General features: G+C 70.3%; 11 protein-coding genes and 2 pseudogenes. 5 read left to right on the top strand and 8 right to left on the bottom strand.

From position 1 onward, the window contains the following. Positions 1–132: 132 nt before the first annotated feature. From ADK64_RS45710 to ADK64_RS40720, 3 genes and pseudogenes are all read right to left on the bottom strand, one after another. A pseudogene (locus ADK64_RS45710) lies at positions 133–327 on the bottom strand (LysR family transcriptional regulator); the annotation flags it as partial. A 117-nt stretch (positions 328–444) separates the two neighbouring features. Beyond that, the gene (locus ADK64_RS40725; protein ID WP_053667297.1) at positions 445–1,734 is read right to left on the bottom strand and encodes an amidohydrolase family protein; all 1,290 of its coding nucleotides are present in this window, start codon (positions 1,732–1,734) and stop codon (positions 445–447) included. A 76-nt stretch (positions 1,735–1,810) separates the two neighbouring features. After that, positions 1,811–2,995 (bottom strand): trans-sulfuration enzyme family protein, encoded by a 1,185-nt coding sequence (locus tag ADK64_RS40720; protein ID WP_053667296.1) that lies wholly within the window; start codon positions 2,993–2,995, stop codon positions 1,811–1,813. A gap of 155 nt (positions 2,996–3,150) precedes the next feature. Between ADK64_RS40720 and ADK64_RS40715 the strand changes: the two genes are divergently transcribed. Beyond that, positions 3,151–3,588 carry an Lrp/AsnC family transcriptional regulator gene (locus tag ADK64_RS40715; RefSeq protein WP_053667295.1) on the top strand — a complete coding sequence of 146 codons (438 nt, stop codon included), beginning with the start codon at positions 3,151–3,153 and terminating at the stop codon, positions 3,586–3,588. A 135-nt stretch (positions 3,589–3,723) separates the two neighbouring features. Here ADK64_RS40715 and ADK64_RS44565 read toward each other — a convergent pair. Continuing rightward, a pseudogene (locus ADK64_RS44565) lies at positions 3,724–4,338 on the bottom strand (PhzF family phenazine biosynthesis protein); the annotation flags it as partial. A 225-nt stretch (positions 4,339–4,563) separates the two neighbouring features. Further along, positions 4,564–6,024 (bottom strand): carboxylesterase/lipase family protein, encoded by a 1,461-nt coding sequence (locus ADK64_RS40710; RefSeq protein WP_053667294.1) that lies wholly within the window; start codon positions 6,022–6,024, stop codon positions 4,564–4,566. Between the two features lie 116 nt (positions 6,025–6,140). On the opposite strand from ADK64_RS40710, the gene ADK64_RS40705 reads away from it, so the two are divergent. Then, the gene (locus ADK64_RS40705; protein ID WP_199829850.1) at positions 6,141–7,118 is read left to right on the top strand and encodes an Lrp/AsnC family transcriptional regulator; all 978 of its coding nucleotides are present in this window, start codon (positions 6,141–6,143) and stop codon (positions 7,116–7,118) included. A gap of 90 nt (positions 7,119–7,208) precedes the next feature. Here ADK64_RS40705 and ADK64_RS40700 read toward each other — a convergent pair whose 3' ends face one another. The 3 genes from ADK64_RS40700 to ADK64_RS40690 all read right to left on the bottom strand — a co-directional run bounded on the left by ADK64_RS40700 (position 7,209) and on the right by ADK64_RS40690 (position 10,020). Beyond that, complete coding sequence (locus ADK64_RS40700; protein WP_053667293.1) at positions 7,209–7,964, bottom strand: MBL fold metallo-hydrolase; 756 nt, start codon at positions 7,962–7,964, stop codon at positions 7,209–7,211. 55 nt (positions 7,965–8,019) lie between these two features. Further along, on the bottom strand, positions 8,020–9,066 hold the full coding sequence (locus tag ADK64_RS40695) for a nuclear transport factor 2 family protein (RefSeq protein WP_053667292.1): 1,047 nt from the start codon (positions 9,064–9,066) through the stop codon (positions 8,020–8,022). A gap of 153 nt (positions 9,067–9,219) precedes the next feature. Then, positions 9,220–10,020, bottom strand: coding sequence for an alpha/beta fold hydrolase (locus ADK64_RS40690; protein ID WP_053667291.1), 801 nt, complete (start codon positions 10,018–10,020; stop codon positions 9,220–9,222). A 289-nt stretch (positions 10,021–10,309) separates the two neighbouring features. On the opposite strand from ADK64_RS40690, the gene ADK64_RS40685 reads away from it, so the two are divergent. From ADK64_RS40685 to ADK64_RS48830, 3 genes are all read left to right on the top strand, one after another. Beyond that, the gene (locus ADK64_RS40685; protein ID WP_053667290.1) at positions 10,310–11,248 is read left to right on the top strand and encodes a GlxA family transcriptional regulator; all 939 of its coding nucleotides are present in this window, start codon (positions 10,310–10,312) and stop codon (positions 11,246–11,248) included. 582 nt (positions 11,249–11,830) lie between these two features. Then, a complete protein-coding gene (locus ADK64_RS48835; protein ID WP_324614507.1) occupies positions 11,831–12,214 on the top strand; it encodes a methyltransferase domain-containing protein in 384 nt (127 codons plus the stop codon). 933 nt (positions 12,215–13,147) lie between these two features. After that, entirely contained in the window at positions 13,148–13,336 is a 189-nt protein-coding gene (locus ADK64_RS48830; RefSeq protein WP_053667288.1) for a lamin tail domain-containing protein, read from the top strand. The last annotated feature ends 202 nt before the right edge of the window (positions 13,337–13,538 follow it).

The raw sequence follows: 13,538 nt of genomic DNA, 5'->3' as shown, positions 1-13,538 counted from the left end.
CGGACAGAAGACCCACCTGGTGGTCGACCAGCACCACGGCGGTGTTCTCACGGGTGACCGGCTCCAGGAACTTGTTGCGCTCGCTCATCTTCCACTCCTGTGAGGGTTGAGCCACATTCCGATTGGTCACTAATCTTGATAGTCACCATTGGTGATAATTGGAGGTACTCCGGGCGGCGCGACGGGCGCGAGCGTGGCCGGCACCGTGGTCAGTCCGCAGCCGGCGGCGACGCGGTGGAGCTTGGCCGGCCAGCCGCGGGCGGTGAGGACGATCTCGGGCCGCTCGTCCAGGCCCGGCCATACGCCCGACAGCCGGTCCTCCCCTGTGGGAGCGGGCCTGGTCGGGGAGGGCAGCGACGTGATCGTCGTCGGGCGCGCAGTGGATCGAGCGCGGGGCCCGGCCGCCTGGGCGTCGTGGTGTGCGCGGCCGGGCCCTGGGTTCACCTACGGCTGGGGGTTCCAGGTGCCGTCCAGCGGGACACCCGCGGCTGCGGCGATCCGGTCACGTGATTCGAGCAGGCGGGTGCGCAGCGCGGGCACGTCCACGCCGACCAGGGCGCCGTCGCGCTTGACCACGCGGCCGGCGACCAGGACGGTGTCGACGAGGCCGGGGTGTCCAGCGCTGACGATGGAGCCGGCCGGTTCGGTGACCGGGAAGATGGTCACGTCGTCGGTGCGCAGCAGGATGATGTCGGCTTCCTTCCCGGGGGCGATGCTGCCGGTGCGGGCTTCGAGACCGCAGGAGGCGGCGGCGTCGATGGTGGCGAACTCGAGCAGGTCGCGGGCGCGCAGGCCGCCGTCCAGGCCGCGCTCGGCGGCAAAGGCGGCGCGCATCGCGGCGAACATGTCGCCGCCGACGGAGGGGACGACGTCGATGGACAGGGTGGGTCGCATGCCGGCGGCCAGGGCCCTGCCGGTCATCGGCGCGCCGAAGCCCATCTTCAGTTCGACGTCGGGGCTCACGGAGATGGAGCTGCCTGCGTCGGCGAGCATGCGCAGTTCCCCGTCGCTGATTCCGTTGCCGTGGACGAAGGTGGTGGTGCCGCGCAGCAGGCCGTGCTTGTGCATGTCGGCGATGGGGCGCTGCGTTCCGTCGGATCCGGTGTGCAGGCTTGTGCGCAGGCCGAGTTCGTCGGCCAGTTGCAGTTCCCTGGTGAGGGTGTCCATGCCGGTGTCGTCTGCTCCGCGCAGTCCGAAGGCCATGGTGACCAGGCCGTGCCCGTCCACTTCGGCACGGACGCGGCGGATGTCGTCGTCGACAGGGCGGGAGGTGGCCCATCCGGCGCCGAGGCAAAAGATCGACCGCCCGGGCGCTTCGCGCAGTGCCGCGATGGCGGCGTCCTCGTGCTCGTGGTCCTGGGCGACGTGATACCAGTCCAACATGGTGGTGATGCCGGAGTGCAGGGCTTCCAAGCGGCCTAGGAGGGTGGCTGCGTAGACGTCCTCGGGCGTGTAGTGGGCTTTGACGGTGCCGTGCATGGCCGTTGCCCACTGGAGGAAGGTCCAGTCCGCGCCGATGCCGCGGAAGGCGGTCTGCCAGTTGTGGCGGTGGTTGTCCACGAAGCCGGGCATGACGATCCGGTCGCTGGCGTCGATCACTTCGGCGTCCGGCGCGTGGATGCGGTCGGCCACTTCGGCGATCACGCCGTTCTCAATGAGGACGTCACCGCGGTCGAGGTCACCGACGGCCGGGTCCATGCTGACCACGGTGCCGCCGGACAGCAGAGTCTTCATGGGAGGGGTCCTTGCTTTCGGGGTGGTTCACGAGCACGTTGCAGGGGATTGGGCGCCGCGGCGTCGGGCAGGCCGTTCAGGCAGTCGTGGCGTGGGCGTGGGCGGCGTCGGCCGCGGCGAGCGCGTCGGCGACCAGGTCACCGGTGTCTTCCGTGCCGGCCGCCAGCCGGACCAAGCCCGGCGGAACGGCTTCGGTGATCTGCTCGTCGCTGAGCATCCCGGCCCACATGGACGCCGGGTGCACGGCGAGGGATTCCACGCCGCCCAGGCTGGCCGAGCGGCGCGGGTAACGCAGCTTGCCGAGGAAGGCATCGGCCATCTCGTACCCGCCGGCGAATTCGACGCTGAGGACTCCGCCGAATCCGTCCATCTGGTCGACGGCCAGATTGTGCTGGGGATGGGTTGCCAGTCCGGGGTAGTGCACCTGGCTGACGGCCGGGTGCTGGCTCAGGGCTTCAGCGAGGGCGAGGCCGTTGGCGTTGTGGCGCGGTACGCGCAGCGGCAAGGTGCGTATGCCGCGCAGCAGCAGCCACGCGTCGATCGGGCCGAGGGTGGCGCCGGTGAGCAGGCTGGTGTCCCAGATGCGGTCCAGGATCTTCGCCGGTCCGGCCAGCACTCCTGCGGAGACGTCGGTGTGGCCGTTGAGGTACTTGGTCGCGCTGTGCCAGACCACGTCGATGCCGAAGTCCGCGGGCCGCTGGTTCAGCGGGGTGGCGAAGGTGTTGTCCGCCAGGGTCGGCACACCGTGGGCGCGGGCCAGTTCGGCGACGGCACGCAAGTCCGTGATCTGCAACAGCGGGTTGGACGGGGTCTCCACCAGGATCAGACGGGTCCTGGGAGTGAGGGCCTTCTCGAACGCCTCAGGGTCCCTCTGGTCGACCAGCGTGGTGGACACGCCCAGGCGCGGCAGCAGGTTCAGCAGCACCGAGGCGGTGCCGCCGTAGGTGGACATCTGCCCGATGACGTGGTCACCGGCGCACACCAGGGCCAGCACCGCCGTGGTGATCGCGGCCATCCCGGACGCGGTGACCATGGCCGCCTCGGTGCCCTCCAGTTCCGCGACGACGGCGGCGACCTGGGCGTGGTTGGGGTTGCCGAAGCGGGTGTAGAAGTCCTGCCCTCGCGGCTCGACGGCGCCCGCGGCGAACGTGGGCGCGTCCTCGGCCGAGAACGCCGCCGTCTGGTAGATCGGCGGTGCCACCGCGCGGCTGGGGTTGACCTCACGGTCGGTGTGAACGGTGACGGTGCTCTTGCCCGGCATGGCCAGCCCTTCCGGAACTCGACGTTATGTCTGCATCCAGCATGAGCGGTCACGACGTGGCCACGCTTCGGTTGGCGGCAATTTTGACAGCAAATTGCGCGGTTGGTCGGCATTGAATTGTGCTAGACGGTGTCTCGGGGCAATATTCTGCCGTCATGGATGATGTGGACCGGTCGATCCTGGCCGTACTCGAACGCAATGGCCGTATCAGCAACAACGAGCTCGCCTCGCGGGTCGGGCTGTCCCCGTCGCCGTGCCTGCGGCGCGTACGGCAGCTGGAGGAGGCCGAGGTCATCCGCGGCTACCGGGCTGTGATCGACCCGGCTGCGATCGGCCGGGGCCTGCGCGTGTTCGCCGGGGTGCGGCTGATGCGGCACACCCGCGCGGACGTCGTCGCCTTCGAAGGTGAGGTGATGAAACTGTCCGAGGTGATTGCCTGCCACCACATCACCGGCAACTTCGACTACCTCCTGCAGGTCGAGGTCGCCGACCTGCCCGCATACGAGGAGTTCCACGCCAACCAGCTTGCCGCTCTGCCCGCGGTGGCCACGGTCAACAGCTTCGTCATCATGAAGACCCTCGACGCCACGTAGCGCCCCCTGGCCGGACCTGCCGCGGGTCCCGCCCCCAACCTGAGGGGATGGGGGTGGGGTTCGGGCTTTGCACGATGACGGCGCCGCGGACGCAGACGGTGGTGGCACCGCTGTGCCGTCCGGGTCAGCGGTGATCTCGATGCCGGCGGAATGCCCCAGCCGGGTGCCCTGGGAGACCCGGTAAGGGGAGGGCGCGGCGCCGCTGGAGGTGAGGCACCGTCCGACACCGGCGTTCATGCTGCCGCACGCGGGGTTCTCGGGGTCCCCGGCACCGCGGGTAAAGGTGCGTATCTCGAAGGGGTGCCCCGATTCCTGAGGGTGGGCCCCGATCACCCCGACCATCGTGTCCTGGATGGGGGACAGATCGGGTTCGAGAGCGAGGACCTCACGGGCGGTTGCCAGCTGGAGCATCGCCCAGCCGGGCCCGTTGTCCGCCCACTGGCGGGCCATGACCCGTTCGCGCGGAACGCCGAACGCCGCGGCGATCCGCTGCACATGCGCCTCCTCCCGCGCGCCCTCGCGTGCCCGGAGCGGCGCGACGAAGGCCAGGGTGTCCTCGTGGCGGCGCGCGGTGACCAGGCCCGCGGCGCACTCCTGCACGATCCGTCCGGTGTCCCGGGCTTCACCGCCCGCCTCCGGCCAGGCGTGCGCGGAGCCGAGGGCGGGGTGTCCGGCGAAGGGCAGTGCGCTGTGGGGCGTGAAGATCCGCGGCCGGTACTCCGCCTCCTCCGTGGTGGGGGCAGAAGGAATGCCAGAGCCTGCCGCTGCTCGGCATCACGAGGAAGACGATGAGCGCGATGGATGCCAGGGGTGAAGGAGGGCGGGCACAGCCACTGGTTCCAGTTCGCGGACCGGCCGCAGACGGTCAGTGAGTACAGCCGGTCCGATGAGCAGGTGGTGACCAGCAGGGTGAGGAACTCGCCGCGGTGCGGCATGGTCGGCTTGCGGAGCAGGTGCATCCTGACGATCTCCCCCTCAGCCGAAGTGACGGATGCGGGCTGCGGTCGCGGGGGCGTAGGGCAGCCAGTCACGGGTCCTGCCGGCGGTGACGAACTCAGCGACGGCGGTGGCGAATTCGCGGCCCAGGGAGCGCTGTGCGTCACCGGCCCCGGCGAGGACGGGGCTGTCGGGGTAGGCGTCGAAGGCGTCGAAGAGGAAAGGCAGTTCGGCGCAGTGGGTGGCACCCAGGGCGTACGGGTCCTCGGCGGGGGCGTAGTCGAACTGGTAGACGTAGGTGGTGTTGCTGCCGCCGGCCGCGTGGTGATCGGCGATCTCCAGCGAGCCGTCGCGGAAGAGGCCGTCGGTCTGCGCCGCGGTGAAGATCTGCGCGGGTGTCGCCTGCTCGTCGAGGCGGGCGGCGTGCTGCTGGTAGACGTCCTGGGCGGCCTGCCGGCCGAGCTGGGCAGTGAGCACGTCCAGGGCGGCGGCGATGGTGAGGTGCTGGATACGGGGGTCGACGGCGAAGAAGGCCGTGGCCTCGTCGCGGGTGGTGCCGATGAGCAGCGGCTTACCCTCAAGGGCGCCGGTCGTGAGTGCCTGCTGCCGGGGGCGGGGTATGCCGGGGGCGCCGAGGACCGGGTACATGGGCGGGGCGACGTTGCCCGGAGCCGCGAGTTGGACGGAGAGCCGGCCGTAGGCGTCCAGCAGCTGCTCGGCAGGCAGGGCACGCAGGGCCCTCGCGGGGTCCGTGCCGTCCGGGATGCCCAGCAGGCGCAGATAGACCGCGGCGTTCTCGGCGGCCTGGTGCGGATCCTGCGCGTTGAGGCCGAAGGGGCCACTCTGCAGCAGCACCCGGGTGATGGATCCGTTCGTTGCGGGGTCGAGGGCGAGCATCAGGGCGGAGTAGGCCCCGGCGGACTGCCCGCCGACGGTGACGGTGCGCGGGTCGCCGCCGAAGGAGGCGATGTTGTTCTGGACCCAGCGCAGTACGGCGGCCTGGTCCTGGGCGCCGAGGTTGGCGGCGCCGATCTCCGGCAGGTAGAGGTAACCCAGAGGCCCCACACGGTAGTTGGCGGTGACGACCACGATGTCGCCCAGGGCGGCGAGTCGGCCGCCGTCGTACCAGTCCCAGCCTCCGGAGCCGCTGGTGAAGCCGCCGCCGTGCCACCAGACCAGGACCGGGCGGGCCGCGTCGTCCTCCAGCGCCCGACGAGGGGTGAAGACGTTGACGGTCAGGCAGCCGTCCTCGTCCCAGTCCGGCGTGCGCCGCCCCTGCACCCGCTCCAGCCGGGAGGCCGCCTGCGGCACAGACGGCCCGGCCTGTGCCGCATCCCGTACATCCGTCCAGGCCGCGTGCGGCTGCGGCGGCGCGAACCGCAGTCCGCCGACCGGCGAGGCGACGTAGGGGATTCCCCGGAAGGAGATCGCCTCACCCTCCGCGATACCCCTGACCTTGCCCCGGTCCGTGTCCACGACCGTGTGCTCGATACCGCCCATCGTGCTCACCTGCTTTCTCTCGTCTCGGCTTCTCCGAGACGGTTCTAGGCGAGTAGGCGCATCCGAGCCAGAAGTGACCGTCGTACTCGATGAAAAAGGACATAAAATCTTTGGATATGGAGAAAGTGCGCCATCAGCTGAGTGACACGGACAGTCGGATCGCCGCCGCGATGCTGGCCTCTCCGCGCGCCTCGTGGCGCACGGTCGGCCGCGTTCTGGGCATCTCGGAGCGCACCGTGGTGCGCCGTGCGGCACCGCTGTTCGGCGACGGGACGCTGCGGGCCACGGCCGTGCGCAACCCCGCGCACTTCCCCGATCTGATCCCGCTGGCCCTGCGCATCCGCTGCAAGCCCAACCGGATCAGCGCCATCGCCGCCACCCTCGGCCGCCGCCCCGACACCATCTGGGTGGACGTCCTCGGCGGCGGGGACGAGATCTGCACCATCCTGTTCCTGGACGGCCCGGACGCACGCAACAACCTGCTGCTGCGCGACCTCCCCGCCACTCCCGCGGTCCAGTCCTGGACGTCCCACGTCCTGCTACGGGTCTTCCCGGCCGCCTTCGACTGGAGCTGCGGCCTGCTGATGGAGACCGAACTGGCCAGCCTGCGGCAGGACATGCCCGCGGCACCCGCCCGGCCCGCCCTCGTGCCCGTCGACCACCAGCTGATCACCGCGCTGACCGAGGACGGACGAGCCCCCTACACCGACCTCGCCCGCCGCGCCGGCACCACCGCCCTCACCGCCCGCCGCCGGGTGGAGGCGCTGCTGGGCGGCCAGTTCCTCAGGCTCGCGACCGAGGTCGACCTCGCCCGGCTGGGCATCCGCGCCGAGGCACTCCTGTGGATCACCGTCGCACCCGGCGGACTGGAGGAAACGGGCCAACGGCTCAGCCGCCACCCCCAGGTCCGCTTCGCCTCTGCCACCACCGGCCCGGCCAACCTCCTCGTAGCCGTCGCGACAGCCGACCTCAACGCGCTCTACCACTTCCTGAGCGACACCATCGGCGCCCTCGAACACATCACCACCCTCGAGGTCACCCCCATCCTGACCGGGGTCAAGAGGACCGGCCTGGTCCGCCCGGGCAGCCTCTGAGAACTCCCTGGCCGCGCCGGCGCCGCCCACTTGAACAACCGCCGCCGCCAGGCTCCGCGCGACTTGGCGGTCCGGTGCGAGTATCCGTGCTCACACCGCTGCCACTTCTCTGGCGCGCAGGCGTCCCCGGGCCACCAGGCGGTCGAGCCGCCGCTGCTCCGCGACCGCCCATCGGCCCACCCGCTCGGGGGCGAGGGGTGCGCCGTGGCCGACATGGAGCTTGGTGGGACCGAGGGCCAGCATTTCGCGCAGGCTCGCCAGGTTGCCGAGCCGGTCGTCGTGGAAGGGCGGGTTGGCGGGCCGCCCCTTGATGAAGCCCAGCAACGGGGTCGCCACGAGGTCTCCGGCCACCAGGTCTCCGTCGTCGGTGAGGACCGAGACGGAGCCGGCGGTGTGGCCCGGAGTGGGCATGATGCGGGCCTCGACCCCGAAGTCCGACAGGTGGGTCTCGCCACGTACGAGCACGTCTGGTTCGAACGGCTCGGCGGTTGCCCGCACCCTTGAAGTGCGGGCGAAGAGCCGCCCGAACAGCCCGATGGGCAGATACGGCACACTGACCCTGCCCGCTTGGTAGATACCGAGGTCGGCGATGTGACCGGCAATCGGTGCGCCGGTGAGCCGGCTCAGTTCCGCGGCGGAGCCGAAGTGGTCGATGTGTCCATGGGTGACGACGATCAGGCGGACGTCCCTGGGGTTCACGCCGTGGGCGGCGACCTGGTCATGAATCAAGTGGCCGCTGCCGGGTGTTCCGGCGTCGACGATGATCGGTTGCCTGCCCAGCAGCAGGTAGGCGTTGACGGCGTGCCGACCGTGCACGGGAATGGCAATGACCTTGGTCGGAGCCATCGGGTAACTCCTCGACAGGCGTGGGGTGGGGTGGCTGGGCCGCCGCCCCGGGCGGTCAGCTGAAGAACGGGTCGTCCACGACATGGACCCAGCCGCCGTTCGGCTGGCGTCGAAGGATTTCGGTGGTGGTGGAGATCAGCGGCTCCGGTCCGACACCCGTGAGGGTGGCGTTGTTCGACACCAAGGCGATGTCGCCGACCTGGCGGATGTCGAGCAGTTCAAGCTTGAGGCGGGCGCCCCTGTCGATCATCTGCTGCAGCGACTCGCGGATGGCGTCCCTGCCCACCAGGTGGGTTCCGGGGGTGGGCGCGAAGTGGGCGTTGGGCTCGTAGAGCGACAGCAGGCCCTCGGTGTCACCGGCCTCCAGGTACTCCATGAACAGGACGCCCACCTGCTCCGGCGTCTCGGCGCGGCGCCGGGCGGTGACGCCGACCGGCTTGTCGCCCCAGCCGGCCACGCCGATCAGGTCGTACCAGCTGGGATGGGCGCCGTAGGGCAGATGGCGGCGCAGCAGGTCGCCCGGGAAGGTCAGCGGGGACGCCTTGTGGGGCTTGGTCTCGGCCTGGGCGATGATGGCGTCGCTGAGCGCGTAGGCCAGGTCCTGACGCGGCAACAGGGCGTGCACCTCGTCGGCGAGACCGGGAGGAAGGCTCTCACGCTGGACTCCGAGGATGTCGGTGCCGATGCCCGCCTGGGTCAGCGCCACTTCCGTGCCCTTGCGCGGGGCGATGCCGTCCGAGGTGTGCAGGGCGATGGCGTCCCATGCGATGGCGATTCGCCGTTCCTCGACCCCGTGCTTGCGGAGGAATGCCGCCGCGGTGTCGACGCCGTCGACTTCGAAGCGCTGGTCGCCGTTGCCCTCGTCGCTCAGTCCGATGTCGTGCAGGACGCAAGCGACGAACAGCAGCTCGTCGTCGTAGTCGGTACCGGCACGCAGGCCCTGGTTCTGGGCATGGGCGCGGGCGTAGACGTAGGAACGCACGCTGTGATGGAAGACGAAGGATGGCGTGGCCTGTGCCGCATAGCCGTAGGTGTCCCGGGTGAGGGTCGTGTCAGGGAGGCTGAGCTGCTCGAAGACGGACAGATGTGCGTCGGTGGTCACGATGTGTTCTTTCGTCGGGTGCCCCGGTCCGGGGCAGATCGATTGGGTGCGGTAGCTGGGCAGCGTGCTCGTGCGTGCCGGGTGTTGCGTGCGCACAACATGTGGAGCAACAGCCGATCGCCCCAAGGCGGATGTGCGCCTGGGGTGCTGTGCTTACAGCTGGGCGACGAACGCGCCGATGTGCGTGGCCACTTGGTCGGGCACCTCAAGGGGGGAGAGGTGGCCGGTGTCCTTCAGGACGGTCAGCGTGGCGGTCGGGATCAGCGGCAGCAGGCGGTCGGCGAGCACGGTCGGCGGGTCGACCTTGTCGTGGCTGCCCGCGAGAACCAGCACCGGCACCTCGATGGCCGAGACGCCGGCCGACACGTCCTGGACCAGGCCCCGGCGCGGCCACGCGAGACGGGCCTGGTCGCCCCCGCGCAGACTGTCCTCGACCACCTGCCGGCGCAGCTCGGGAGTCAGTCTGCGGTGGGTCAGCATCAGGTCGATGCTCTGCAGAACCGCCTGCTCGCTGTCGTAGGCGTGGGAAACCGTCTCCTGCACCTGCGCGGTCACCTCGGCCGGCGCGGCCGGCGCGGGCGCCACGAGGACGACTCCCGTCAATCCCGCGGGCTTGCGTGCGGCCAGCATCTGGGCCACCTTGCCGCCCATCGAGTGCCCGACAATCACGTAGCGGGAGTGACCGAGCGCGTCGACGACCCGCTGCGCGTCGTCCGCGAGCTGCTCCAGGCCGTAAGGTCCCGGCACGCTCGTTGAGTCGCCCCATCCGCGCTGGTCGTAGGCCACGAAGCCCTGCCCGGGGTCCAGACGTTGCAGCACCGGGATCCAGGTGCGCCGTGAGCCTCCCCAGTAGTGCAGGAAGATCAGCGCCGGGCCGTCACCCTCGCGGACGTGGGCGTACACCTGGCCGCGCTGCACGTCGAAGAAGCGGCCCACCACAGCCTGCGAAGTCATAGTCAGCTCCTCGTCCACGGCCGGGGCTCTCGGACCGGTCCACTGGTGTGTGGAGCCGGTTGCCCCGCGCTCGCTCTTCGATCCTGCTGCGGAACACCCCTTCCAGACCACGGCTCATCAGCCGACATACGCATTTTTCAGGCCAAGACACGAGAGCAAGGCATTGCATTCAGGTCGCGTGAGAAAGCGGCCTGATCAGCTGGTTTGCCCCGCAGACAGCCGTTGACTCAGGCAAGGGCAACAAACTGACCCTCCCGGCGATATACACGATGGCCGTAATATTGCGGCCATGAACAAGCACCGCGTCATGGTCCTGGCGGTGGACGGCGTGCTGCCCATGGATCTGGGGATCCCCACGCAGATCTTCAACGCCCGTCCGAACACCCCCTACGAGCTCACCGTGTGCGGGGACACCGAGGAGACCGTGACCACCAGCGCCGGTTTCACCCTCGGTCTGACCGCGGGACTCGAAGCGCTCGCCGACGCGGACACGATCATCGTCCCCGGCTTCGAGGACTTCCGGCGCCCTCCGCACCCACGGGTGAGAGCCGCCCTCAAGCTCGTCGGCCGCGCCGGGATCCGCATCGCCTCCATCTGCACCGGCGCCTTCGCCGTCGCCTCGGCCGGACTGCTCGACGACCGCACCGTCACCACGCACTGGGCCAGCGCGGACGACCTCGAAGAGCTCTACCCCCGGCTGCGCGTCGACCGCAACGTCCTCTACATCGACAACGACACGATCCTGACCTCCGCGGGCGTCACGGCCGGCATCGACCTCTGTCTGCACATGGTCCGCAAAGACCTCGGCGCGGCCGTCGCGAACGGCATCGCCCGGGAGATCGTCGCCGCCCCGCACCGTGACGGCGGACAGGCCCAATACATCATGAGCAGCCTCCCCGACCCCCAGGCCACCACGCTCGCCGACACCCGTGAATGGACCCTGCGCCGCCTCGACGAAGACCTCACCATTCCCCGCCTCGCCAACCACGCCGGCGTCTCCCCGCGCACCCTGACCCGCCTATGGCGCCAGGAAACCGGCGTCAGCCCCCACCAATGGCTCCTGACCGCCCGCATCAACCGCGCGCGAGAACTCCTGGAGACCACCGACCTCCAGGTGGAACAGATCGCCACCCGGTGCGGCCTCGGCAGCGGCGCCAACATGCGCGCCCGATTCCGTGACTGCGTCGGCGTCACACCCACGGCCTATCGCCGCACGTTCCAGCACTAGCCCGCCTGACGGCGCAGGTCAGACCGGGCGGCTCCAGAAGCGGCGCACCATCGGCGAGCCGGACGGGCACTGGCACTTCATACATGACGCCTGATCGACTCCGGTGCCTTCACACCCCCATGCTGGAGGTGGCCGTCGTTGACAAGCGCATCCCGGACAATCCCGCGCGCGGCGTCCGGGTGTCCCGGGTGGCCCCCTGCACGAGGGACGAGAACGAGATTCCCAGGCCGGGTGAGGCCGATCCGATCGCTGAGCACATCGCCCTGCAGTACCGGCTCGCGGTCTACCTTCCACTGGGTCTGCGAGCGCGCGCCCGTAGTGCGGGTGCGCGACCGCTGCTGGCGCCGCTGACCCACCACGGCCATGTGCTGTCACAAGGAGTGCGAGACCTCACGGCTTGTCCACCGACGGCGCCGCCACCGCGGGCGCCGGGACAAAGGACGTGACACCTTCGCGTGGAGCAAGACAGCGGCCACGGGTTTGGGGGTGGTGGACACCCAGTCGCAGACCCGGGTGGCGTTGCAGGCCAGGTCAGTGGCTGCTGGAGGACCTCGCCCGAAACCTTGATCCGAACCCGGGACTGTGGATTCTCGACCTCGGCTGCGGCAAGGGCGTCACGTCGGTATTCCTGGCCCAAGAGCACGGCGTCCAGGTCGTCGCGGCCAACTGGTGGATCGCCTCCCGAGGACGCGGCAGTCGGCTTCGCCGAGGACGGGTGCCGGCGACCAGGTGAGGGCCGTGCGACCGGAAACGCGCGCCTTGCCGTTCGAGCGGGAGAGCTTCGACGCCCTCGTGAGCGTGGACGCGCTCGAGTACTTCGGCACGGCGGACAGCTATCTGCCCTACCCGGTGCGGTTCCTCCGTCGTGGCGGACAACTGAGCAAGGCGACACCCGCCACGACACGAGAGTCCGTGAGCTCAGAGCGATCCCACCCCACATCAAGGAGGTGGTTGGCCGGGAAGTGACCGCCTGGCGGCAGGCGTCGGGCCACCTTGGTGCGGACTATGGCGAGTTCTGCGGCGATCTGCTCGGTCCAGCGGCCTGCGGCACCACCGCCACGGACTCCCTGACGTGCAGGCAGGCGTGCCGTAGATGGGTCGGCGGGTGGGTGGCGTCGACCTGATGCCCGCGCCGGGCTCCGGCGCGCCGCTTCCCGCCCATTCGGCATCTCGGCGAGCAGCTGCTCGCCATGCCGTCGAGTCAGGGCGCGCTCGGCCCGGTCCAGCCGTCCCATGTCCGGCCGGGGACCCTCAGGGCAAGCCGACGGGGTAAGGGCTTCACGCATCGCGGTCCCCCGGGGCAGGGGGACGGCCCGGGCTGGGAGGGAAGCGGCATCGAGGCGACGGCGTGGCGAGGTGATCACGGGTTTCGGACTCCGGCGAGGGGTTAGGCGTGTCATTGTGGGGCTGTCTGGTCCGCCGCATTCCCCCGTAGCGGCGGGCCAGGCCTTTGCCCGGACACAGACGCACCTTCCGCGAGGCGGCTATCACGGCCCGGGCCGGGCGGGCGGTGACGCCGGGCGGGCGGTGACTACGCTGCGTCTGTCCAGGGCGGCCGCAGGATCTGAGGCTGCTACTCACTTTCGGGTGAACGCCTTGGCAGGGCGGGGGGCGGGAGATGGCGGATGGTTGCCCGGGGCCCGTAAATCTGCGGGATCTGAATCCGGCGGGCCGTCAACCAGGTCAAGCTGCGGGCCGCGGCCGCCCAGCAGTCGGCTGCCCCGCACCACGCGCCGGGGTTCATCAGCAAGGTGCAAGCCGACTCTTCGGGAGGGGACGGCCGCTCGAACCGCTCGCTGGATGCCGAGTGGGTCGACGTCACCAACAGCACCCGCCAGAGCGTGAACCTGGACCGCTGGACCCTGAGGGGCGTCGCCGGTCACACCTGCCTTCCGTCACGTGACCCTCGCCCCGCGCGCAACGGTCCGCGTCCATACCGGCGTCGGCCGGGACACCCGCAAGGACGTGCACCAGGACAGGCCGTCCTACGTGTGGAACAACAGCGGTGACACCGCGACTCCGCGCAACGACTGCGGCCGCCTCGTCGATGCCGTCTCCTGGGGCCACGACCGCGGCCACCGTCACTGACTCGGGTCGGCGGCGGGTAGGTGCCGTCGGCCGGTGCAGCGGGGGAGGGGGGGACGGGCGGGTCGTCCTGGTGCGGGGGTGACATGCCTCGCTGATTGCGGCTGCTCGCGCAGGGCCTGGGGCCGGGCGGCGTGCACGGTGTCAGCTGTGGTCGCGGCCGCGGTGGGGCCGGGTGTCGTGTGTCTCGGTGTGGGTGAGCGGG

The organism is Streptomyces sp. MMG1121 (assembly GCF_001280015.1).
Taxonomy (GTDB): Bacteria; Actinomycetota; Actinomycetes; order Streptomycetales; family Streptomycetaceae; genus Streptomyces.
The sequence above is the reverse complement of the archived record's forward strand: the minus strand, read 5'-3'. Positions and strand labels throughout refer to the sequence as shown.

Coding starts and splice junctions, on each gene's coding strand:
- ADK64_RS40725 (WP_053667297.1), bottom strand. CDS start 1,734: ATGAAGACTCTGCTGTCCGGCGGCACCGTGGTCAGCATGGACCCGGCC.
- ADK64_RS40720 (WP_053667296.1), bottom strand. CDS start 2,995: ATGCCGGGCAAGAGCACCGTCACCGTTCACACCGACCGTGAGGTCAAC.
- ADK64_RS40715 (WP_053667295.1), top strand. CDS start 3,151: ATGGATGATGTGGACCGGTCGATCCTGGCCGTACTCGAACGCAATGGC.
- ADK64_RS40710 (WP_053667294.1), bottom strand. CDS start 6,024: ATGGGCGGTATCGAGCACACGGTCGTGGACACGGACCGGGGCAAGGTC.
- ADK64_RS40705 (WP_199829850.1), top strand. CDS start 6,141: ATGGAGAAAGTGCGCCATCAGCTGAGTGACACGGACAGTCGGATCGCC.
- ADK64_RS40700 (WP_053667293.1), bottom strand. CDS start 7,964: ATGGCTCCGACCAAGGTCATTGCCATTCCCGTGCACGGTCGGCACGCC.
- ADK64_RS40690 (WP_053667291.1), bottom strand. CDS start 10,020: ATGACTTCGCAGGCTGTGGTGGGCCGCTTCTTCGACGTGCAGCGCGGC.
- ADK64_RS40685 (WP_053667290.1), top strand. CDS start 10,310: ATGAACAAGCACCGCGTCATGGTCCTGGCGGTGGACGGCGTGCTGCCC.